The organism is Acinetobacter sp. 161(2023), assembly GCF_037027805.1.
Classification (GTDB): Bacteria; Pseudomonadota; Gammaproteobacteria; order Pseudomonadales; family Moraxellaceae; genus Acinetobacter.
In genome coordinates, this window is the sequence record NZ_JAZEYD010000009.1 from 101637 (window position 1) to 124693 (window position 23057).

23 protein-coding genes are annotated in these 23057 nt (G+C 38.0%); 14 read left to right on the forward strand and 9 right to left on the reverse strand.

What is annotated here, in order from left to right; genetic code table 11:
- Position 1: 1 nt before the first annotated feature.
- Both WA249_RS10530 and WA249_RS10535 read right to left on the reverse strand, forming a co-directional pair.
- Positions 2 to 883 carry a LysR family transcriptional regulator gene (locus tag WA249_RS10530; RefSeq protein ID WP_336168544.1) on the reverse strand — a complete coding sequence of 294 codons (882 nt, stop codon included), beginning with the start codon at positions 881 to 883 and terminating at the stop codon, positions 2 to 4.
- A gap of 115 nt (positions 884 to 998) precedes the next feature.
- On the reverse strand, positions 999 to 1388 hold the full coding sequence (locus tag WA249_RS10535; RefSeq protein WP_336168546.1) for a hypothetical protein: 390 nt from the start codon (positions 1386 to 1388) through the stop codon (positions 999 to 1001).
- A 187-nt stretch (positions 1389 to 1575) separates the two neighbouring features.
- Between WA249_RS10535 and WA249_RS10540 the strand changes: the two genes are divergently transcribed.
- Positions 1576 to 1983 carry a J517_1871 family lipoprotein gene (locus WA249_RS10540; RefSeq protein ID WP_336168548.1) on the forward strand — a complete coding sequence of 136 codons (408 nt, stop codon included), beginning with the start codon at positions 1576 to 1578 and terminating at the stop codon, positions 1981 to 1983.
- Positions 1984 to 2391: 408 nt separating this feature from the next.
- On the opposite strand, the gene WA249_RS10545 is transcribed toward WA249_RS10540, so the two are convergent.
- Complete coding sequence (locus WA249_RS10545) at positions 2392 to 2655, reverse strand: hypothetical protein (protein WP_336168550.1); 264 nt, start codon at positions 2653 to 2655, stop codon at positions 2392 to 2394.
- Positions 2656 to 2885: 230 nt separating this feature from the next.
- Between WA249_RS10545 and WA249_RS10550 the strand changes: the two genes are divergently transcribed.
- From WA249_RS10550 to WA249_RS10565, 4 genes are all read left to right on the forward strand, one after another.
- Entirely contained in the window at positions 2886 to 3329 is a 444-nt protein-coding gene (locus WA249_RS10550) for a BLUF domain-containing protein (protein WP_336168646.1), read from the forward strand.
- 525 nt (positions 3330 to 3854) lie between these two features.
- Entirely contained in the window at positions 3855 to 5276 is a 1422-nt protein-coding gene (locus WA249_RS10555) for a GntP family permease (protein ID WP_336168552.1), read from the forward strand.
- A gap of 33 nt (positions 5277 to 5309) precedes the next feature.
- The gene (locus WA249_RS10560) at positions 5310 to 6095 is read left to right on the forward strand and encodes a 3-hydroxybutyrate dehydrogenase (protein ID WP_336168554.1); all 786 of its coding nucleotides are present in this window, start codon (positions 5310 to 5312) and stop codon (positions 6093 to 6095) included.
- Positions 6096 to 6420: 325 nt separating this feature from the next.
- A complete protein-coding gene (locus WA249_RS10565) occupies positions 6421 to 7407 on the forward strand; it encodes an AraC family transcriptional regulator (protein ID WP_107973821.1) in 987 nt (328 codons plus the stop codon).
- Between the two features lie 68 nt (positions 7408 to 7475).
- Here WA249_RS10565 and WA249_RS10570 read toward each other — a convergent pair whose 3' ends face one another.
- Entirely contained in the window at positions 7476 to 8819 is a 1344-nt protein-coding gene (locus WA249_RS10570; RefSeq protein WP_336168558.1) for an MFS transporter, read from the reverse strand.
- A 329-nt stretch (positions 8820 to 9148) separates the two neighbouring features.
- On the opposite strand from WA249_RS10570, the gene WA249_RS10575 reads away from it, so the two are divergent.
- From WA249_RS10575 to WA249_RS10595, 5 genes are read left to right on the forward strand one after another with little or no spacing between them, the layout of a single operon-like run.
- Complete coding sequence (locus tag WA249_RS10575; RefSeq protein WP_336168560.1) at positions 9149 to 10399, forward strand: dienelactone hydrolase family protein; 1251 nt, start codon at positions 9149 to 9151, stop codon at positions 10397 to 10399.
- A gap of 12 nt (positions 10400 to 10411) precedes the next feature.
- Complete coding sequence (locus WA249_RS10580) at positions 10412 to 11197, forward strand: SDR family oxidoreductase (protein WP_336168562.1); 786 nt, start codon at positions 10412 to 10414, stop codon at positions 11195 to 11197.
- A gap of 43 nt (positions 11198 to 11240) precedes the next feature.
- The gene (locus tag WA249_RS10585) at positions 11241 to 12479 is read left to right on the forward strand and encodes a styrene monooxygenase/indole monooxygenase family protein (protein ID WP_336168563.1); all 1239 of its coding nucleotides are present in this window, start codon (positions 11241 to 11243) and stop codon (positions 12477 to 12479) included.
- A gap of 28 nt (positions 12480 to 12507) precedes the next feature.
- Complete coding sequence (locus tag WA249_RS10590; protein ID WP_336168565.1) at positions 12508 to 13038, forward strand: flavin reductase family protein; 531 nt, start codon at positions 12508 to 12510, stop codon at positions 13036 to 13038.
- A gap of 52 nt (positions 13039 to 13090) precedes the next feature.
- On the forward strand, positions 13091 to 14038 hold the full coding sequence (locus tag WA249_RS10595; RefSeq protein ID WP_336168567.1) for a SphA family protein: 948 nt from the start codon (positions 13091 to 13093) through the stop codon (positions 14036 to 14038).
- A 57-nt stretch (positions 14039 to 14095) separates the two neighbouring features.
- On the opposite strand, the gene WA249_RS10600 is transcribed toward WA249_RS10595, so the two are convergent.
- From WA249_RS10600 to antA, 4 genes are all read right to left on the reverse strand, one after another.
- Positions 14096 to 15154, reverse strand: a complete 1059-nt coding sequence (locus WA249_RS10600; protein ID WP_336168569.1) for an AraC family transcriptional regulator — start codon at positions 15152 to 15154, stop codon at positions 14096 to 14098.
- 451 nt (positions 15155 to 15605) lie between these two features.
- A complete protein-coding gene (gene antC, locus WA249_RS10605) occupies positions 15606 to 16640 on the reverse strand; it encodes an anthranilate 1,2-dioxygenase electron transfer component AntC (RefSeq protein ID WP_077165400.1) in 1035 nt (344 codons plus the stop codon).
- Positions 16641 to 16645: 5 nt separating this feature from the next.
- Positions 16646 to 17137, reverse strand: a complete 492-nt coding sequence (gene antB / locus WA249_RS10610; RefSeq protein WP_336168573.1) for an anthranilate 1,2-dioxygenase small subunit — start codon at positions 17135 to 17137, stop codon at positions 16646 to 16648.
- A 2-nt stretch (positions 17138 to 17139) separates the two neighbouring features.
- Positions 17140 to 18555: an anthranilate 1,2-dioxygenase large subunit gene (antA, locus tag WA249_RS10615; RefSeq protein ID WP_004701687.1), complete on the reverse strand. Its 1416-nt coding sequence runs from the start codon at positions 18553 to 18555 to the stop codon at positions 17140 to 17142.
- Between the two features lie 219 nt (positions 18556 to 18774).
- Here antA and WA249_RS10620 point away from each other — a divergent pair, with 219 nt between their 5' ends.
- The 4 genes from WA249_RS10620 (at position 18775) to WA249_RS10635 (ending at position 21405) form a co-directional block, all read left to right on the forward strand.
- Entirely contained in the window at positions 18775 to 19125 is a 351-nt protein-coding gene (locus WA249_RS10620) for a winged helix-turn-helix domain-containing protein (protein WP_336168576.1), read from the forward strand.
- Between the two features lie 180 nt (positions 19126 to 19305).
- Positions 19306 to 20091: a molybdate ABC transporter substrate-binding protein gene (gene modA, locus WA249_RS10625; RefSeq protein ID WP_336168578.1), complete on the forward strand. Its 786-nt coding sequence runs from the start codon at positions 19306 to 19308 to the stop codon at positions 20089 to 20091.
- The gene (gene modB, locus WA249_RS10630) at positions 20088 to 20780 is read left to right on the forward strand and encodes a molybdate ABC transporter permease subunit (RefSeq protein ID WP_336168580.1); all 693 of its coding nucleotides are present in this window, start codon (positions 20088 to 20090) and stop codon (positions 20778 to 20780) included. The genes modA and modB overlap by 4 nt, the downstream gene beginning before the upstream one ends.
- Positions 20781 to 20784: 4 nt before the next feature.
- Positions 20785 to 21405 carry an ATP-binding cassette domain-containing protein gene (locus WA249_RS10635; RefSeq protein ID WP_336168582.1) on the forward strand — a complete coding sequence of 207 codons (621 nt, stop codon included), beginning with the start codon at positions 20785 to 20787 and terminating at the stop codon, positions 21403 to 21405.
- Between the two features lie 46 nt (positions 21406 to 21451).
- On the opposite strand, the gene WA249_RS10640 is transcribed toward WA249_RS10635, so the two are convergent.
- Entirely contained in the window at positions 21452 to 23056 is a 1605-nt protein-coding gene (locus WA249_RS10640; RefSeq protein WP_336168583.1) for a PepSY-associated TM helix domain-containing protein, read from the reverse strand.
- Between the last annotated feature and the right edge of the window lies 1 nt (position 23057).

Here is a 23057-nt window from a genome sequence, read left to right on the forward strand (position 1 = left end):
TTTAAAATTTATATTGAACCAGAGCATCAATAAATTGAGTAGAAATATTTGAAATTTCAAAGTTCTTTTTATAAACAATTCCCACTGTCTTATGAATAGTTTCGTCTTTTAATTCAATCAACACATTATGTTCTTTATCAATATGTTTAGCGAAGTGCCTTGGAATAGCACTTACTCCAATTCCGTAAGCAACGAAGCTTGAAAGTGATGAAATTTGGTGACATTCAACTTTCAAATCGAGCGTTATATTATTTCGCAAACAATTTTGCTCAACCAAATAACGAACAATTGAAGGTTTTTGTAATGTCACAAATGGATTTAAACAAAGCTCATGCCATGTAATAGAAGATGATTGAGCGAGTGGGTGAGTCTTAGGTAATAGAGCCAAGAAATCTTCTTCGAACAGTGGCTTAAACTCTAAGCCTTCAGTGAGATCAGGTTCAAAGCAGATACCAAGTTCAAAAATACCATCTTGGACTTTTTCTATAATGGTCTCATTTGGAATATCTTGAATTGAAAAGTTTAGATTGGGGTGAAGTGCTAAAAATTGATGAATCACCTCAGGCAAAATTGCATGAGTCACAAATGGCATAGAGGCAATACTTAAGGTTCCACGGTTGAGCTTAAATCTTTGTTTGACATCATTTTCCATTTCATCCCAGTTGGCAATTAATTTTTTTGCATAGGGAATAAGTGATTTGCCTTCCTGAGTAAGTTCAACACGGCGAGTATTACGGTTAAATAGTTTCCCACCTAATTCTTCTTCTAGGCTTTTGATGGTGAGGCTTAAAGCTGATTGGCTAAGATGTAAATCTAAAGATGCATTGGCATAGTTGAGGGTACGCGCAAGAGCTAAAAAAGCTTTTAATTGTTTAAGCGTCATTTCATTCCTTTAGATTGCTCAGCTCACCTAGAAGGGTAATTTATACGAAAATTTGTCTAATATGATGTTTTTTGACAAAAATTATGAAAAAGAAAGTTGAGAACAATATGTGGAACTACTTTAGTAAATTTTCCCAGCAGAATTCATCCGTGTTGTTTGCAAAATATAGAGCCATTCCAACTACATGGAAAAATAAATAACCTAGCCAAATTGCTTGAGGGGCAACTTTTAAGCCTTCTAATAAAATAGTTGTTGAATAAATTGCTACTAAAAAAGTGAATAAGATGATGTATGTAATACTCGCTACAAATTTATGTTTCGGTGCTAATTGAGGAACTTTATAACCAATCAAAATTTGCATACCGCAATTTATGATCAGCGCAATTATACCTACAACTATTTGTGGTGTATTTAAAAACTCTAAAGAAAGTTGTTCGATGATGAAAATGATTTGCCATAGTAGAAACATTCCCAGAGGGTACAAGATAAATTTAAGCCACATCATATTTTGTTTTCTTATCAAGATTTTACATTGACATTCTATTGAATAACCATGATTAAATAAATGCTGTTTATCAAAAAAACTATATCTCAATATAAAGCTAGTCTTAATTCAATTAAAATATTTGTGAATTTTAAATTCTTTAAAACTTAATTTAAAAGATAAATGAAATTGTATAAGGGTAAAATTAATGAATAAAACTATGCTTAGCTTAGTGATAGTACCACTTATATTGAGTGGATGTGTAAATCCATCTACTCAATTGATTAATAATAAATTTAGCGAAGTGCAGCCGTCAACACCTTCAGTGTCTGGTATATGGACGATTTCGATCGGGCCAGGCATATCAACCATAAAACTTGATTCAGATGGCAATGGAATACTTTGTGATGATACGAGTGGACATGTTGTATTCAACAAAGTTAAGTATGCAAATAATATGATTTACATTCAAAATGGTATGACTCTAGAAGTGAAGCTTCTAAACAAAGATATACTCGAAACTAGAATAACGTTAAGTGCCTCTAACTCAAATATGATCTACAAAGCTGATAATGACTTAAAGGCAGCTTCGTTGAAGTGCGTCAAAGAAATATAGATAACCACCTTCATAAACTCACAGTGGTTTGGAAAGTAAAATGGCGCAAGAATCCCATCTCGTCATTGTTATTGATTAACAGAATGCCAAACGTAATGTCAAAGGTTTAGTAGAAGAAATGTCGCAAATTACGGATCGAGGTGATTTGGTATCACAAACTACAATAGACATGAGCAAAACAGTTTCCGATTACTAACAACATTATTCAGAGCTTTAATACCATTGTAAATAATTCTAATTCTGTAATGAATAAAGCTGCTGAAATAAAAAAGCTGACAGCTGAACAAATTCAATAAACTCATTACCAAGAACAATTTCTATATGATTGGCTTGCTAATCCAGTAGTGATTTAAAAACTTTAAGGAATGACCATTTCCTAAGCTTTTATCTTATTCGTACAGCTATAAGTTAAGAGGGCCTGACTTTAGTTTTCTTTGACAAAATCTTGATAATTTTAAAAACTTGATTATCGAGCTTTATCTTTTGATGAACAGTCGCATTGTCGAGCTGATCCCACAATTCAAATGGGAAAAACTCTGAACTATGATCAAATACCCATAACCATTGATAACTATTGTTAAGCGTATTTACATCAAAACGGACATCCTGAACTTTGACAATCTTAAGTTGTTTATGATGTTCGTCCTGAAGAGTAATTTCATGGTTCTCCATTAGACATCCATAAATTAAAGACAATTTTCAATTTTACTGAAATTAATACTTTCTGGTTGGTTTGTTAAGTTGGTATTAATTTACAAAAAAATTCTAGTTGTTAAAGTTTGTTATTTTCAAAATGATAATAATCTTTACTCTTTAAATATAAGGTTTTAAATAGGTCAGGTTGTAAGCGTGGAGGGTAGATGTCAGAATGCCCAACTGACATATATCTTCGAGTTATCGCTATGAGTTTAATCGGCTTTATGTATGCAAGTAAAACCAATAGTGAACATAGTCAAGTAAAACAAGATTTAATCGATATTCTTACAGAAGCAGTCAAATTTAACTCTTATAATGGTATTACAGGAGTGCTTTACTATGGTAATGGGTATTTCTTGCAATACTTAGAAGGCGAGAAAGAACAGGTCGAATCGTTATTTTATAAATTAATTTTGAAAGATCCAAGACATCAGAACTGCGAAATCATCTTTTCGGAACCTGCTGAACAACGGTTATTTAAACACTGGAGTATGAAATTTGCTCCTATAAATACGAAAATAAAAGACTTCTTTTTTCATCACCATGTAGATGAATTTAACCCATATTTGCTTAATACTACATCAATTCCATCTTTTATCGAATTACTTGTAGAACAACCAAATCTTAAAGCTGATCAATATCAAATTTAATCAATGATAGGATCTGAATTAGAGTAGTTTTTTCTACTTGAAAATATAAGCCCTCTAAAGAGGGCTTTTCTTAGTTCAGTCGTGTCAGTTCTTTAGTCCACTCAGCGCACCTAGAAGTGTAATTTATATAAAGATTTTTCTAATATAATATTTCTAAAAAAATTGACTAGAGGAATACTTATTAAATTATTTTAAAAAATATATTATTTAATTATCTTTATTAAATAATATAGAGGTATTAATTTAATTTACTCAATAATTAATAAGTTTTATAAAACAATAATAATTTTTAAATAGATGAATTTTACCAATTAAAAAACATAAACATTTGTATTTTATTAGTATTTTAAAATTTAAATAAATTACATTGTTTTTAAATATTTTAGTGATATTTTGTTTTTAAGCTCATTTACCTATTACCACTCATAGATACTGTGATTTTTATCATTTTAGGTTTGGGATAACCTAAATATCTTTTGGTAATTTTATTGAACCTAATATCTATTCTTTAGGGAGAAGGAATATATGTGGGAATTATTTGTAATTCTACTTTCGCTTGGGCTGTTAATGTATACAGCTTACAAGGGTTTTTCAGTCATTCTCATGGCACCAATTTGTGCCTTACTTGCTGTTCTACTCATTAACCCAGCTAATGTTTTACCGTTTTATTCGGGTGTATTTATGCCCAAAATGGTGAACTTTATTAAAGATTACTTTCTTGTATTCTTGCTTGGCGCAATTTTCGGTAAAGTTGTTGAAATGTCAGGAATTGCCGAGTCTATTGCAAGAACCATCGTAAGATGGATTGGGGTAAAAAAGGCAATTTTAACGGTTGTATTACTAGGTGCAATTTTAACCTATAGCGGTGTGAGTCTTTTTGTTGCTGTATTCGCAATTTATCCTTTTGCCAATCAGTTGTTTAGACAAGCTAATATTCCAAAACGTTTAATTCCGGGAACCATCGCGCTGGGTGCATTTACATTTACGATGGATGCATTGCCTGGTACGCCACAAATCCAAAACGTAATTCCTACCACATTCTTTGGCACCAATATTTATGCCGCACCATTTCTAGGAATTATTGGCGCTATTTTTGTACTATGTATGGGTTTGAGTTACTTGGAATGGCGTCGCCGCGCTGCTGCAAAAGCTGGTGAAGGCTTCTCTGGTTTTGGTGTAGACGATACGCCATCTCAAGAAATTGAAGCCGATATGACTGGGCAAAATAACGGAAGTACTGCACGTCAGTTTTTAGCGTTTGTACCCCTTATTCTTGTTGCAGTAATGAACAAATATTTGTCTAAAGCCATTAAAGAGTGGTACCCAAATGGCTTTGATTTTGCCACGGTCGGTTTAGCTGACTACACCGTAGATGTAGCAAAAACTGGTGCGATCTGGGCGGTTGGGCTTGCGCTTATTGTCGGGATTATTTCTGCAATTTTGTTTGATTATCAGCGTGTAGTGACGAATTTTAAAGAGGGCATTAATGCCAGTATTGGTGGCTCACTTTTAGCAGTGATGAATACGGCTTCTGAGTATGGTTTCGGTGCAATTATTGCGTCATTACCGGGCTTTGCCATGATTAGTCATGCAATGAGCAGTACCTTCACAAATCCTTTAGTGAATGGGGCAGTGACCACAACCGTATTAGCAGGTATTACCGGTTCAGCTTCTGGTGGTATGAGTATCGCTTTAAGTGCGATGGCTGAACACTATAACGCCGCGATTTTACTAGCAGGTATTCCGCCAGAAGTTATGCATCGCGTGGTTGCGATGGCATCGGGCGGTATGGATACACTTCCGCATAATGGTGCTGTCATCACTTTACTCGCTGTTACAGGTTTAACCCATAAACAATCGTATAAAGATATTTTTGCAGTCACAGTAATTAAGACATTAGCGGTATTTGTAGTGATTACGGTCTTTACCGTAACGGGTATTGTTTAAATCAGCACGTTATAAGTATTAAGGAGTAAATAGATGACTAAACTTTTAGACGGTAAAGTTGCTTTTATTACAGGTTCTGCAAGTGGTATCGGTTTAGAGATTGCTAAGAAATTTGCTCAAGAAGGTGCCAAAGTTGTCATTTCTGATATGAATGCCGAAAAGTGCCAAGAAACGGCGAGCTCACTTAAAGAGCAAGGTTTTGATGCATTATCTGCACCATGTGACGTAACTGACGAAGATGCTTATAAACAAGCAATTGAGTTAACTCAAAAGACTTTTGGTACAGTTGATATCTTAATTAACAATGCTGGTTTCCAACATGTTGCTTCTATTGAAGAGTTTCCAACGGCTGTTTTTCAAAAGTTAGTTCAGGTCATGCTCACTGGTTCATTTATTGGTATTAAGCATGTTTTTCCAATTATGAAAACTCAAAAATCTGGCCGTATTATTAATATGGCTTCAATTAATGGCTTAATTGGCTTTGCTGGGAAAGCAGGTTACAACAGTGCTAAACATGGTTTAATTGGTTTGACAAAAGTTGCGGCTTTGGAATGTGCACGAGATGGTATTACCGTAAATGCACTTTGCCCAGGTTATGTAGACACACCATTAGTTCGAGGTCAAATTGCAGATTTGGCGAAAACTCGTAATGTGAGTTTAGACAGTGCTCTTGAAGATGTAATTTTGGCCATGGTTCCTCAAAAGCGTTTGTTGTCAGTTGAAGAAATTGCTGATTATGCAATTTTCCTTGCGAGTGACAAAGCAGGTGGGGTAACAGGCCAAGCTGTTGTCATGGATGGTGGCTACACAGCACAATAATTTAAGTGTTTTATAAAAGCCGCTTATTTAAAATAGGCGGTTTTTTATTCGTTAAAATTTACGATAGTCTACTGTTCAAAATAATGATTTATCTCTATTCTAGTTGTTTATAAAAAATCTAATAAAATAAGTTTGTTAAGGTATAAAGTTATACTTTAAAGGTATTTAACTTATTTCCATTTTTAAAATCTAATAGAGTATGAGAAAGTAATATTTACTCTCTTTCTTGATTCGATATTTTTTCAGGAAAACTCGTCAATTAAAGGATATTAATTGGCATACAAGTTGCTTTTTAAGCAATAAGTTATTGCTAGGTGAAAAGGATATGATATCACTCAGCCAACAGACGGAACTCAATCATTATTCGCGTAAAGCTGAATTTGCGCAGAATTTGATGTCCACAATTTGTGGTGAACACCGTCTAGACACAATTTACAAAGACACTCTCGATTTTCACTATGATGGAATGCGTCTGCCTAATAAAAAAATGGCAATTGGCACAATCAGTTATGGTGCAAATGTTGCCATTAACATCTCTAATCTAAAAGCTTATAGCATTAGTTTGCCTATACAAGGTCGACAAGCTCTCAACATTCGTGGCGCTCATTATCAATCTGATGAAAACAGAGGCCTTATTGTTTCAAATAACGATCAACAAGATTTGATTATCGATAAAGATTGCAGAAAATTTCAGGTGGTTATTCCTGAGCGGAGTATGCAGATTGTTCTTGCGGATCTACTGAATAAACCTATAGAAGCTCCCATTATTTTTAACCCCGAAATGCATCTGGACTCGGAGCAATTGATTGGTGCATGGTGGAAGAACATTCAAAATTTTGTACAGTTAAAATCGCAATATAGCAATTTTTATGGTTTGCAGATGTTGTCTGAGGACTATGAAAATTTTGTAATTAAAGCGTTATTGTTGTCTCAAGAAAACAACTACTCTGAAGCCTTAAAGTCACTATCCCATCAAGATGAGCCAGCTTATATTCGTAAGGTTCGTAATTTTATTATTGAACATGCGCACGAAGAAATCTGTGCAGAAGATTTGCAACGTCTGGCTGGGGTTTCAAAATCAAAATTGTATGACGAATTTCAACAATACTACGGCACCAGTCCAATGTCGTATTTGAAAAAATATCGCCTTCAACAAATTTATAAAATCTTGAGTACCACAGGAGCGGATAGAAAGGTTTCTATTTCAAAGCTTGCCTATGACTGGGGCTTTAACCATTTAAGTCGTTTCTCTCAAGAATATCGCGAAGAGTTCGGAGAAAATCCAAGTGAAACTAAAGGCAAAATTTTCTAATATTTAATTTTTCCAAATAAAAACCTGATTTAGTTGCCTAAATCAGGTTTTTATTTATCTATATATTTTTAAATACTATTTTCAAGATTCAACACTTGCTTATTTTTAGATTTTTCATAAATGACTTTAAGACTAAGGGCAATAAATGAAATGAAGGTTGGTAATGCAAGAATAAAGAAAATACCGCTTAAGCTTAAGTTGAAAGTAAAAATAAGAGAGCCAAAGAAAGCACCTAAAATTGCACCGATACGACCAATACCATGCATCCACGAAACGCCAACAGCACGGCACACTGCTGGATAGAACATAGCTGCAAGTGGCAGTAATGAAGACTGAGCACCTGCAAGTAAGGCACCAATTAAGAAGATAGTAAGACCTAACAAGAAAATATTTGAGCTCACCAGACCTGCAACAATGAATAGTCCAAAAGCAATCAGATATGAATATTTAATCACTGTAGTTGGATTCAGTTTATCCATGTACCATCCCATAATAGTTGCACCAATCACACCACCAAAAGGGAAAATCGCTGCAATTAAACTAAACTGTTGAGTACTAAAACCTGCTGTTTTTAAAATTGTTGGCATCCAGCTTGTTAAAAGATAAAACACCAACAGACTGGTAAAGCAGCAGAGCCAAAGCATGCTTGAACCCCACAGGTATTTTCCTAAAACGATTTTAACTGGATTTTCATCAGAGGTATTTTCTGCTTGAGTTAAAACAAGTTTTACAGGCTCTTGAAAAGAATGACCTTGAATATTTTCTAAAATACGCTGAGCTTTATCTTGTTGATGACGTGTAATTAAGTATTGAGTTGATTCAGGTAATTTAAGTAATAAAGCAACCACTAAAATTAGGGGAATGCTTCCGCCAATAATAATCACCTTAGCCCAGCCATAGCTTTCTAATAGATAAGCTGACAGCACACCGCCACAAGAAATACCCAGCATAAAGCCACAACCAGCAAGGCCTGTTAAGAATGCTTTACGTTTTACAGGCATGTATTCCGAGACAATGGTACTGATGTTTGGCATGGCTGCACCTAAGCCAACACCTGTAATAAAGCGATAAATCATTAAGTCTTGGGTTGAATTGGCAAAGCCACACAAAATCGTAAATATTGAAAATAAAAGGCTTGTAAAAACAATGACGCCTTTACGTCCAAACTTATCGGACAGAGGGCCAGAAATGATTGCACCAATCGACATGCCGACTAAGGCAGCACTTAAAACCGGAGCAAGTTGCGGCTTGGTAATTCCCCAATCATCGAGTAATGCAGGGGCAATAAAACCAATAATCCCTGTGTCTAGACCATCACAGAAGAAGACGAAAAAGCCAAGGATAAAAACCATCCACTGTAGTGGAGACAGTTTTTCGCGGTTGATAATCGTGTTTGCATCTATCGTTTTCATATGTATTCCTTCTTAAAATTATTTAATTCCCTGAGTAATTCAATGCATTCGTTACAAAACATCTGCCTTTGATTGAACTATTTTTAGCCAATCGTCACTATCCAATAAGTCCTAATCTTCATCCATTTTTTCCAAATTAGATAAAAAGCATTAATTTAATTTTTTAATTTAAACTTTTGAAATATAGGTGTTTCTTGTTTTTAAGTTTTTATTCAGTTTGATGAATTTTGATAATTGCGCAGAGATTGGATAGTGCTTGCAGCTTTTGGACAGTCTAAAAATATATTCGGATAGAAGATAAAGCCATAACAATGTCAGGAGTTGACACTATGGCTAGTCAAACCGTTCAAATTAAAACCGCATCTGGAAAGCAGTTCTGTGCATATCTAGCAACACCAGAAACAGGAAAAGGACCTGGAGTGGTGCTTTGTCAGGAAATCTTTGGGGTGAATGCAGCCATGCGGGAAAAGGCAGACTTTCTTGCAGAAGAGGGATATACCGTTTTAGTTCCTGATTTATTTTGGCGTGTAGCACCTAATATCGAACTGGGCTACACACCAGAAGACTTTCAAAAAGCTTTCGAGATTTATCAGCAATATGATGAAAACCTCGGTGTTGAAGATATTCAAGATAGCTTGTCTTTTTTAAAGACTCGACCAGAATGTGACAGCTCTACAGGCCTTGGAGTGGTGGGGTACTGTTTAGGTGGAAAGCTTGCGTATCTTGCAGGTTGTCGTCTTTCGGAAGTGGCATGTGCCGTAGGTTATTACGGTGTAGGTATTGAAAAAGCGTTGGATGAGTTAGCTAATGTAAAAGGACGTTTAGTTTTACATATTGCCGAACTAGACCAATTTACGCCGCCAGATGCGAGACAAGCGATTGTTGATGCAGCTAGCCAATATTCAAATGTACAAGCTTATGTTTATGAAGGGGTTGACCATGCTTTTGCACGCCCAAAAAGCAATCATTATCACAAACCTTCAGCACGCTTTGCCCACGAGCGTACAGTAACAGCGCTACATGACACGATTGGACCGAAATATGACCTAGTCGCGCTATGGGAAGAGCATATTCGTCATGAGTTCGATACGCGTGATGTGCCAGCAACCATGGTAACAATGGTCGCAGAACCTTATGTCAACCATATTCCAACCTTAACTGGTGGTGTAGGCCAAAGCCAGCTTGCCCGTTTTTATCAGTACCATTTTGTTCATCAAAACCCGAAAGATATGAAGATTACTTCAATCTCTCGTACGGTTGGCTCAACGCAAGTGGTAGACGAGTTCATTATGAGCTTTACCCACGATGCTGAAATTGACTGGTTATTACCCGACGTAAAACCGACTGGTAAATACGTTGAAATTCCAATGTTAGGTGTAATTCAGTTTAGAGGCTCAAAGCTGTGTCATGAGCATATTTACTGGGACCAAGCCTCTGTACTTGTTCAAATTGGTTTATTAGATCCGACGGGACTACCAGTTGCAGGTGTTGAGACCGCACGAAAACTTCTTGATGAAGATCTTCCTTCAAATACTTTGATGCCATCTTGGTCAAGTAGTGAAGGCAAGCCAGTCAATTAAGGAGTATCTGCAATGAATATAGATTTAAAAGGGAAAGTTGCGGTGGTGAGCGGTGGAGCAACACTCATTGGTAAGGCCGTTGTGCAAGCTTTGGTGAGTGCGGGTGCTCATGTCGCTATTTTAGATATTGATGCCAAAGGCAAATCGATTGCGGAAAGCTTTAACCATGACGTGATGTTTATTCAAACCGATTTAACCAGTGATGCGGCTATTCAACAAGCTGTAGCGGATATTCACCAACATTTAGGTGAAGTGAGCTACTTGGTAAATCTGGCATGTACATATTTAGATGACGGTTTTAAATCTTCACGTCAGGACTGGTTACAAGCACTCGATATTAATTTGGTCTCTACCGTTGAGTTAAGCCGTGCTTTTTACAATGACCTAAAAAAGCAGCAAGGTTCAATCGTTAACTTCACTTCAATCTCGGCCAAAGTGGCTCAAACAGGCCGCTGGCTATATCCAGTGTCTAAAGCCGCAATACGTCAACTCACACAAAGCATGGCAATGGATTTTGCCGCCGATGGTATTCGCGTCAATTCAGTTTCACCGGGTTGGACATGGTCTCGTGTCATTGCAGAAGTCAGTGGCAATAACCGTGAAAAAGCCGATAGCGTGGCAGCCGATTATCACTTACTAGGCCGATTGGGTCATCCCGAAGAAGTCGCCAATGTTGTTTTGTTTTTATTGTCACCCGCTGCGAGTTTTGTCACCGGAGCAGATTATGCGGTCGATGGCGGATATTCAGTAATGGGCCCTGAAGGATCACAGCCCGCTATTCCACGTTTAGCCGAATAGCACAGCGTTTTAAAAGCACATTTAGAAAATTATGGAGAAGATTATGCGCCGTATTGCAATTGTTGGAGCAGGACAGTCTGGTTTACAGCTTGGTTTGGGCTTACTAGATACAGGTTACGACGTGACAATGATCACTAACCGAACTGCCGATGAAATCCGTCAAGGTAAAGTCATGTCAAGCCAGTGTATGTTTCATACCGCTTTACAAACTGAACGTGACTTAGGACTAAATTTTTGGGAAGAACAATGTCCAGCGGTAGAAGGCATTGGGCTGGCTTTAGTTAATCCTGAAAATGGTGGTAAAGCATTTGAATGGAGTGCTCGTCTTGAGCGCTACGCCCAATCGGTCGATCAACGCGTCAAAATGCCATATTGGATGGAAGAGTTTGAACGCCGTGGCGGTCAATTGGTGATTCAAGATGTGGGTATTGAAGAGTTAGAACAACTCGCAAACGAATATGAACTCGTATTACTCGCTGCTGGTAAAGGCGAAGTCGTTAAACAATTTGAGCGTGATGATGCACGTAGTGTTTTTGATAAACCTCAACGTGCTTTGGCATTGACCTATGTCAAAAATATGAAGCCAATTTCTCCATACTCTCGTGTGACTTTTAACATTATTCCCGAAGTCGGCGAATACTTTTCATTTCCGGCACTCACCGTGAATGGTCCTTGCGACATCATGGTTTTTGAAGGCATTCCAAACGGGCCAATGGACTGCTGGCAAGATGTGAAAACACCTGAACAACACCTGCAATGCAGCTTGGACTTACTCAAGAAATTTGTGCCTTGGGAATATGAACGTTGTACAAATGTTGAGCTGACTGATGCTGGTGGATATTTGGCAGGGCGTTTCCCGCCGACAGTACGCAAACCAATTTTGACATTACCGTCTGGCAAGAAAATTTTTGGGATGGCAGATGCCTTGGTGGTGAATGACCCGATTACTGGTCAAGGCTCAAACAACGCTGCTAAGTGTAGCAAAATCTATTTCGATGCCATTTTAGCTAACGATAATCAAAGCTTTAGCGAACAATGGATGGTTCAAACCTTTGAACGTTATTGGGCTTATGCAGAAAAAGTCGTGGCTTGGACCAATAGCTTGTTATTACCACCAGAGCCTCATGTCGTTGAACTCCTAGCAGCTGCAAGCCAAAACCAGAGCATTGCTTCCATTATGGCCAATAACTTTGATGACCCGCGCTCTTTTGCCCCTTGGTGGTTTGATGCAGATCAGGCTCAGGCATTCATGGCCTCAAAAACCGCAGCAAAAGTTGCTTAAGGTCAAAATATCAAAGGGAGAATTAAAAATGGACACAATTGAAACTTTAGCTTTACAAGCGATTAATGCTGAAAACCCAAGAGAAATCCGTAATTTACTTGGTCAGTTTGCAACTGGCGTTACCGTGATTACAACCCGTGGTAAAGATGGTCGGAAAATAGGTATGACAGCCAATTCATTTTCGTCTCTGTCTTTAGACCCACCATTAATTTTGTGGAGCCTTTCAAAAACAGCGCCAAGTTTGTCTGATTTTGTTGAAGCTGAATATTTTGCCATTCACATGTTGGCACAGGAGCATCACCAGCTTTCGGGACATTTTTCTCGAGGTGCTGAAGACAAATTTGCAGGCATTGCACATCAACAATGCAATGCAGGCGTTCCAATTTTGGCAGATGCACTCGCAACGTTAGTTTGCCGAAATATTAATCAATACGAAGGGGGGGATCATCTGATTTTTATTGGTCAAATTGAACAATACCAACAACGCCAAGGTGAACCATTGGTATTCCACGCAGGAAAGTATCGGATTGCCGCAGAGCATCCAGAATTAGCACATTAATTCACCACAATCACGATCAATCTGGTCGTGATTTTTTATAGGAAATAAGAAGATGAAAAGCACTTTAATTAAACATGGATTTTTAGCAGGGACATTGTTGGGTTTGCCATTGGTTACACATGCCTATGATTTACCGACCGTAAACTTAGGTATGACCAGCTTTCTCGATGGCGGGTTACCCGCAGGGCCTGGCTGGTATGCTCAAACCTATTTTCAAAATTACGATAGCAATAAGCTTGTTGATGGGCAGGGGCAAAAACTCGGTTTACCTAAAACAGATTTAAATTATCAAGTATTGGTTGAGCAGATTAGTTATTTATCGAATGTTCGAGTAAAAGATAAAGCTAGCCTAGGGATGAATTTTTTAATTCCCTTTGTCAGCAAAATGGACATGGATGATGGCTTGAATAATGCTGCAATTAAAGCTCAAAGTGGTTTTGGCGACCTTATGATTGGACCTTTTATTCAGTTCGATCCAGTCATGGGCGCACAAGGGCCGAAGTTTGTGCATCGTTTTGAGTTTCAGGTCAATTTACCTACTGGCGAATACGACCAGAAAAAAGATATTAATCCAGGCAATAACGCCGTTTCATTTGACCCTTATTGGGCTGCCACATATTGGTTTAATCCAAAATGGACAGCTTCAACACGCATCCATTATCTCTATAACTTTAAAAATGATGACCCAAGCTATGCTTTTGCTGGAGCAAATGATATGCAAGCTGGGCAAGCAATTCATGCAAACTTTGCAACAGACTATGCCATTACTGAACAGTTCCGTTTAGGACTAAATGGTTATTGGCTAAAACAAATCACCGACACCGAAGTCGATGGTGAAAAAGTCAAAGGTAGACGTGAGCAAGTGTGGGCAATTGGCCCGGGTGCGATGTATAGTTTTTCTAAAAATGATCACTTGGTTGCAAATGCTTATTTTGAGCAAGATGCTGAAAACCGCCCAGAAGGTACGCGACTACAAGTTCGTTATGTTCATCATTTTTAAGTCATAAGAAAAGCCTTTTATATCAACAAATATAAAAGGCTTTTATCTATTTTTAGTTTACGAAAAAATTGAAGTAATTAAGCCTGAACCTTCAATGTGACCAGAACGGCGAGTAGACGAAGGTAACTCACCATAACGGCGTTTATATTCTTGAGAAAAACGACCTAAGTGAGTAAATCCCCATTTAAATGCAACGTCAGTGACAGATAGATTTTCATTGTGCATCAGCTCTAAATGAGCCTGTTCAAAACGTAATTCTTTAAGATAAGACATTGGGGTTGTCCCCAAATAATTTTTAAAACCAGTAAATAATGTTCTCACACTCACGCCTGCATGTTCAGCTAAAATTTCGACATTAAGTGGCTCATGTAAATGTTCTTTAATATAGGCTTCTGTACGTTTCACGAAATAAGGAGAGACGGTTTTTTCTTTATAATGATCAATTCTATGTAATGCACTATTGGGTTGACCATAAATAAGTGCATTAAATAGATTTGACTCAAATTGTTTAAAGGCTAAAGGATGATGAAGCGGGTGTTGCTCACATGCTAAAGCATCCATCAGTGTTCTAACGAGCTGTAAAAAGTAGCCTCCACTTTGTGTAGCAAAGTCTAATTTAGGATCAAAAACGAGTAAGTTATTTTCTGAATCAGCAATGTGCTGACGGCAATGGTAAGTAAAATCATCCTTTGAAACTTTTAGAATGAGCTGTGGTGAGTTCGCATGCCAGCGCATACGTAAAGATTGCTGTGGAGAAATAAGAGAAGCAACTTGAGAATAAGAAATAAACTTTTGTGAACCAAACTCGATTTCTGCGTAGCCTTGAGTTGGAATTTGAATTAGGTAAAAGTTATCAAGCTGATCTGGTTCAATAATGACATCTGCGCCATATTCCAAGCGACTAATAGACAGTGCGCCTGTTTTAACATGGTGCATGGTTGCACTGAAATCTCGCTTCTGCTGAGAGATTTTAAGATCATGCGGTTTAAAAATTTGTCCTACATTTCGGCAGGTTTCGCTTAAATCATGGTGATCAAACACCAGATTATGATTGGTAAAGATAGACTCATTTTGAAAATGACGCCCACTGAGTTCTGGGGAGTTGGCTTGGTTCATATTTATCCCTTTTGGCTCACTCCTGTATTTACTGTGCAAAATGTGTGAAGCCTTAGCTTTGCAACACGTAAATACGGCACTTAAAAAATTAAGTTACTCGCAAATTACAATGAGATATAAGCAAAATACAGACCAATTTAACCGCTAGTTAATGTGATTTTCTCAAATTTTTACGTCGGATTTTGTCCATCCATTTAATACATTCGAGAAATAGAATAGAGGGATACAAAAGGTGCTATAAGTTAATCTCATCATGATCTTATTCCTTAAGATCTATCAAAATTTATAGCAAATCCGAGTGAAGCGGTCAATTTATTTTATCGGAATTACTTATTTTATGTGATTGAATGTAAAAGACTTTTATTTTTTAAAAATAAAAAAACAATATACCCTTTACAGAGTATATTGAATGAGTTGGCTTATAGTAGTTTAGCGAACAACCTTAAAACTTTTAGCGTGATGTATTGCTTTGTAAAAACTTTTCGCTGTAAATACGATAATTTTGCAAAGATTGTTCATCTAACCAATTTTTCACGGCTTCAATCATTGGCGGTGGACCACATAAATACATATCAAAAGCCTGTTCAGCCAGTTGATCTTTATTCAAGTGCTCATGAATATAGCCCGCTTTGCCTTGCCAAGCTTCGGTTGCTTTAGTCACAATCGGGTGATAACTAAAGTTTGGAAGCTGCTCCGCGTAGGCATGTAAACGCTGTTGTTCGCATAAGTCGGTTTCATTATTTACGCCGTAGTACAACTGAACGGCAGGTGAGTTAGGCTGCTCAACCAAGTTATCAAGCATTCCCAAGAAAGCAGATAACCCTGTTCCACCAGCTACAAAAACCAGTGGTCGCTGTACTTCACGTAAATAGAAACTACCAAGCGGTGCTTCAATAAGTAGGGTTTGCCCGACCTGACAACGATCACGCAAATAATTACTCATAACACCGTCTGGCAAAAGACGAATTAAGAATTGCAATTGATTGGTTGCATTTGGTCTGTTTGCAAATGAATATGAGCGCCAATCTTCAGTATCTGGAATTTGCAAACGAGCATATTGACCCGGTAAAAACTGAAGTTGTGCAGCATGGCTGCTTGCATCAAGATGCAAAATTGCTGTTGTTTCAGAAACCAGCTCAACAGCGGTCACTTTGGTTTCAATTTTTAAAGTATCACCAGTGTTACAGATCGCAGAATCATGATCGAAATAAAAAGCTGCATCTGATTTCACACGCGTCTGGCAAGCTAACATTTTACGCTCAGCCAAATCACGCTCACTTAATGCATCTTCATCAACATATTCTTGTTCATAAATTCCAGTTTCACACTGCCCCTGACAGGTACCACAAACACCTTCACGGCAGTCTAGCGGTAGGTTAATTCCTTGGCGAACTGCTGCATCAAGCAACAATTCGTCGTTATTTACCGAAATGAAAAAGGTTTTACCATCGGCAAAGTTAAGTGCAACTGAATGTCCCATTTTCATTCCCCTTAAACGTGATAGAAGTCTAAAACGGAATCAATTTTGTCATTAAGCAAAATGCTGTGCTGACGACGAATACGGAAACCATCTGCTGTTTGGCGTAAAAGATAAGTGGTATGCCCATAAAAACAGCCTTCTAAGCCTTGACGGTTATAGAGCGTTTGCCATGCAACTTTTGCTTCAATTAGTCCGTCATCCAGTGTTTTAACTCGAATGTTGTTTATGCTGTGCAAAGTACGTGGTAACGGTGTTGCAGACGCAGCTTTACCTGTACGAATACGGAATACGCGGTCTTCGAGTCCAGTACGGTCCGCATAATAAATATAAGACAAGCCCTGATTTGGATCTTGAACATAGTTATGGTCATCAATCCACTGAGGAATATGATATTCACTATCTTCATCGTAAAGCTCTAGATAAGCATCCCAGTCATAAGCATCACAAAGTTCTGCTTTTTTGTACAAAAACTGAGATACAGCAAAATTAAGTTCTTGTGACATGGTTACACCTCATCCATTAGGGCATTGTTTTCAAAAGTAATATCTTGCATTTTCAATGCTTTCTTGTTTAATCCGTCGAGCATCAGACGTTGCCAGTGTCCATGCTGGTTTACATAGAGTCCTTCATGGGTAAACTCTCGGCCAGTAATGACGGGTTGAATGCCTAAATCTTGTGAGTTTTTGGTTGCACCGTATTCCCAAGACTGACAGCCACGAGAAATATCGCTCCAACGCTCAAGTCGTGCCTGAAAACCTTTTTGTTGCTCACGGAATTCAACTAAATCGTCTGGTGTACCAAGGCCCGACACATTAAAGAAATCTTCAAACTGGCGAATACGGTTACGGCGTGCTTCAGCAGATTCACCTTTAACACCAATACATTGACTAATGACTTCGGTTTTATTCCATGCCACTGGACGAACAATACGAAGCTGTGAACTAATTTGATCCATAAAGAATAGACTAGGGTACAAGTTTAAGTTCCTTAAACGATGCATTGCCCATTCAGCATATTTGTCACCATATTTTTCGACCATATATGGCATAACCGTGCTGTAGCCCGGACGAACAGTTGGGTTCGGCATGTCACTAAACAATACGCTATGACCATTTTTAAAACTAAACCAACCATCATCAGTTTCTGAGTCACCGGCACCTAACTTGCTATAGTCAAGCGTATCGAGTTCTTCACCTTTTGATGCATTGACTTGTTGACGGTGTTGGACTGTAGAGACATAGTTATAGTGAACAGTACTGACATGGTAGCCATCTAAGCCATTTTCATTTTGTAGCTTCCAGTTACCTGCAAAGGTATAAGATGACTTGCCTTGAAGTACTTCGAGTTCACCTGTTGGCGACTGATTAACCATTAAATCAAGAAACAGTTTTGCATCGCCCAAAAAGTCTTCTAGAGAATCTGTTGCTTGAGTATCAAGGCTTACAAATACAAATCCACGATAGCTGGCAATACGGCCTTGTTTTAAGCCTCGGCTTGATTTATCAAAATCTTCGCAATATTCACCAGGTGCTTTGACTTTCACCAAGCGGCCATCTGACTTGTAGCACCATGCGTGGAATGGACAAGTGAATGTAGATTGGTTGCCTTTAGCAACACGGGTTAAGGTCGCGCCGCGATGCTCACAAGCATTGACCATGGCGTGTAATTCGCCTTTACCATCACGGCTCACAATAATCGGTTGACGACCAATTTGAACTGTTAGGAAATCATGATTGTTTGGAATCTCACTTTCGTGACATGCATAAATCCAAACCTTTTCAAAAATAAGTTCCATTTCCAAGTCAAATAGTTCAGGTTCAGTAAACATATTTCGTGCAATACGAAACACGCCATCGTTAGGACGGAAGTCGATACATCCATCTACAAAATCATTCCATTGTTTTAAATTAGATGAGGTCATTTGCTCAATCCTATTCATTCAGCTTTTAACTGATTGAACCGCGATTAGGTTTTGGGCTCTATCCGTTTTTTCCAGATCTTTATCCACTTTGTGCAGTTTTGATTTTTTAATAAGACTATTTTTAAGAGCTAATCGAGATTTAAATTTGTATATGTCTTAGCTTGTTAAACTTCCCTATAATGTTAGCGAGCATAAAATAAACTTTTGTGAACTAAGTCTATGAAAGAACAAAACTTAAAATTAAAGATTAGAATTCTTTTAGAGCAGAACATTGCGTTTGGTCCAGGTAAGGCAGACTTACTTGAAGCAATTGAGAAAACGGGTTCTATCTCACAAGCCGCAAAATCTATGAATATGAGCTACCGCCGTGCGTGGCAGTTGGTAGACACCATGAATCAGTGTTTTGAAACAGCTTTAGTTGAAACTCAAACAGGCGGAACACATGGTGGTGGGGCAGCCGTTACAGCTTTGGGAGAGAAGGTTTTACAGCATTACCGCCAAATGGAAATCAATGCTAGACAAGCCTTAGAACATGACTATCAAATTATGAGTAGCTATTTAAAGAAATAAGATGAGAAATATTTTATAAATCAAAGAATTTAAGAGCGAATCAGTTTTGCTTAACTATAATTTTTAACTGCTTAGAAAAAATATCTATCTTTATAAATAATTTCTACTTTTCATCGTCTATGCTTATCGCTATATTCTTGAGTATATATCGCTGCAAAAAACGACAAAAAGGTAAACATAATGGTAAGTGATACGAAGATAAAAAAGTTGGCTTTAGCCTGTTCAGTCCTCAGCATAGGATTAGTCTTTAATGTTCCAGCCAAAGCTGAATCGGTTACCGTTTATGCAGCAGCGAGCTTAACGAATGCGATTAACGATTTAGAAAAAATTTATGAAAAACAAAATAAAGTAGAAGTTAAAACTTCATATGCAGGCTCATCGACATTAGCCAAACAAATTGAAGTTGGGGCACCAGCCGATGTATTTATTTCAGCAGATACCCAGTGGATGGATTATCTGCAAAATAAAAAACGAGTTGCAACAAATGACCGTATAAATTTATTAGGCAACCGTCTGGTTCTAATTATACCTAAAGGGCAGTCACTAAATATAAAACTAGATAAAACGACCGATCCCAATAAAGTATTTACAGGCAAGATTTGTACAGGGGATACCAAAAGTGTGCCTGTAGGCAAATATGCTAAACAAGCTTTTACCAATTTGGGTTGGTGGAGTCGTATTGAACCAAAGTTAGTTGAAACAGAAGATGTTCGAGCTGCATTAAACTTTGTTGCGCGTGGTGAATGTCAGGTTGGCATTGTCTATGCAACCGATGCTGCAATTAGTAAAGACGTAAAAGTAGTTGGTGTATTTCCAGAAAATACCCATTCGCCAATTACTTACCCTGTAGGGATAGTTAAAAAGAATCCAAACTCAACAAAGTTCTATCAATTTTTACAAAGCAACCAAGCCAAAGCTGTTTTTAAAAAATATGGCTTTAGCGTATTGGCTCCAGCAAAACCATGATGTTCTCTTTAACCTCAGAAGAACTCAGCGTGCTACAACTTTCTTGTAAGGTAGCGGCAAGTTGTCTTGTGGTCAGCATTATTCCTGCAATTTGTGTGGGATGGTTTTTGGCACGTAAAGAGTTCTGGGGGAAGTCATTCATTGAAACATTGGTGTTTTTACCTTTAGTGCTACCGCCGGTCGTTCCTGGTTATTTGTTATTACAAGTTTTTGGGAGCCGAGGCATTATTGGACAATATTTGGCACCGCTCGGAATTGATTTTGCATTTAACTGGAAAGGTGCCGTTCTTGCTTCAGCAGTAATGGGTTTTCCGCTATTGGTACAATCTATTCGATTAGCGATTGAACTGGTCGATCAACGTTTAGAAATGGCAGCAAAGACATTAGGTACCTCATCTTTAGGGGCATTTTTTCATGTCACTTTACCGCTTGCCAGCAGTGGTATTTTAATTGGTGCCATTTTGTGCTTTTGCCGGAGTCTAGGTGAGTTTGGAGCCACTATTACTTTTGTAGGTAATATTTCAAATGAGACACGCACTTTACCTTTGGCTATGTATAGCTTAATGCAACAGCCCGATACAGAGGCCGCTATTCAACGGCTTATAGTTTTATCGTTAAGTGTGGCTTTTTTAGCTCTATGGTTTGCACAGTGGTTTCATCGTTATCAAAAGAAGCGTTTAGGACGGTAAGGTTATGTTGATTGATTGCCGTTTTCAGCTACAGATGGGTCAGTTTCATATTGAACCTAGTTTCCAGTCAGATGCTGCTGTTATTGGATTATTTGGTGCCTCTGGATCAGGTAAAACATCAATTCTACATGCCATTGCAGGACTGAACACACCGCGTAGTGGACTCATTAAGATACAGGACCAAACATGGTTTGATTCAAATCAAAACATTAACTTGAGTATCCAAAAGCGACATGTTGGATTGGTTTTTCAAGATGCTCAGCTTTTTCCGCATAAAACGGTAAAGCAAAACTTATTATTTGGTCTTAAGCATCTTTCCCAACAAGAACGTCACTTTGAAGCAGATTATATTATTGAGTTATTAAAGTTAGACCACTTATTACAACGTATGCCTATCAAACTTTCAGGAGGTGAAAAACAGCGCGTGGCACTGGGTCGAGCATTGTTATATTCACCTAAGCTGTTATTACTTGATGAGCCATTATCTGCACTAGATGCGAATCATAAAGCTGAAATTATTCCTTTTTTTCAGAAAGTAAAAGAGGAAATAAAAATTCCGATGATTTATGTGAGTCATGATATTCAAGAAATTAAACAACTGACCGAAACAATGTGGATTTTATAATTTTTCATATTTCACACATTATTTCAGTCTAGTTAGTTCATGGTTGTTAGTTAGCCCATAAACTGCCTGTTGGAGCAGATTTTCGGCGATCTTGGGCTTGTTGATAAAAACGCCAAAAAGCAAAAGCAAAAATGATAGCTAAGAAATCAACCACTAAGATTTCTCCGCCATGTACCCATAAGCCACTTTGAGGAATGAAGTAGGCTAAAAGGGATGTAAGCGGAATCGCAAATAACACCAAAACCAAGATTAACAACAATTGTGGTAAAGCTTTTGCATAGCCAATCACAAAGGTATAAATCAAACTCAGTAGGAAAATCGCATAATAACCATACATAAAGAGGTGATTCATGCTTTCAATGTTGAGCGCTGCGAAAAGCCAACGACTAACCAACATTGTGCCTACGACAGCTAAAACACACCCTAAACATGCACCTATAGTTAAATTCGCAAGGAACACTACATCTTTACGTTGAACAGGAACAGGATCTTCAGCGCGCTTTTGTTTACGTGCACGAGTTTCAACCCAAAGAATATTGCCCGTATAAAATAAGAAAGCACCACCGACACCTAACACAAAATAAATCCAACGTATGCCTGTACCACCAAAACTTCCAAAATGTAGGCTAAACATGGCGTTGATTAACTTATTCCCAGCATCAGTCTGTGTGTTAATGCCTTTATGATTAAAGTGCTCAACCGCGTACGGATTCATACGCATAAAGTCTTGATTCGCACCGCGTAACATCTGATCTGAACTATATAAAGCTATACGTGCATTGGCTTTTTCGGGTTTATCTAAGCCACTGAACTGGATATAGTCAACTGAATATTCAGGCGCAACTTTTTTGGCTTGAGCTAATATTTGCTGCACATCAATTTGTGTTTGTTTTGGTTGAATAAGCGCGGGAGGCGAACGTTGAAAAACAGGTTGTCCTTTGAGTGCAAGTTGTCCAATCGCATCATAAAAAAAGTCATGAAAAGCAAAGACAATCACGCTAATACTAATAATGATGTGGAACGGTAGGCTGGTAATTCCGATTACGTTATGGGCATCTAACCAAAAGCGCTTTTTATTCTTACCAGGGCGAATGACAAAGTAATCTTTCACTAATGTTGGTAAAAGTATAATTACGCCCGAAAGCAGAGCAAGAAAATATAAAATCGAAACGACACCCATCACATAGAGACCTAAACCATGATGGCCTGCCATGCCTGGTATACCTGCTGTTTCATGCAGCTGTTCTATCAGCCAACCTGCTTTAGATAGATTTTCTTGGGCAACAATTAACTGACCTTTTTCGTCTAAGCTTGCCATCCACGTGGACTGAGCAGTATTAAAACCATCTCCACGCTCATGTTCACTCCATGTAATGGGTGCATAGTGAAATTCGTTCGAAGATAAATTCAGTGTGAAGTTCTTTTGTACAGCAGGATAAGCAGTCTGTATTTTTTGGATAAGCTCATTATATTGGTCGGGTGAAACTTTCGGTAAAACTTGCTGCGTTGGCGTGGCCCATTTACTAATATGGTGCTGAAACATGCTGAGGCCGCCAGCAAAAAAGCAGATAAAAAGCAAAATCCCTGCACATACACCCACCCAAGTATGCATGCTTTTAGCTAGTTTCATGATGTCCGAACGTACTTTCATG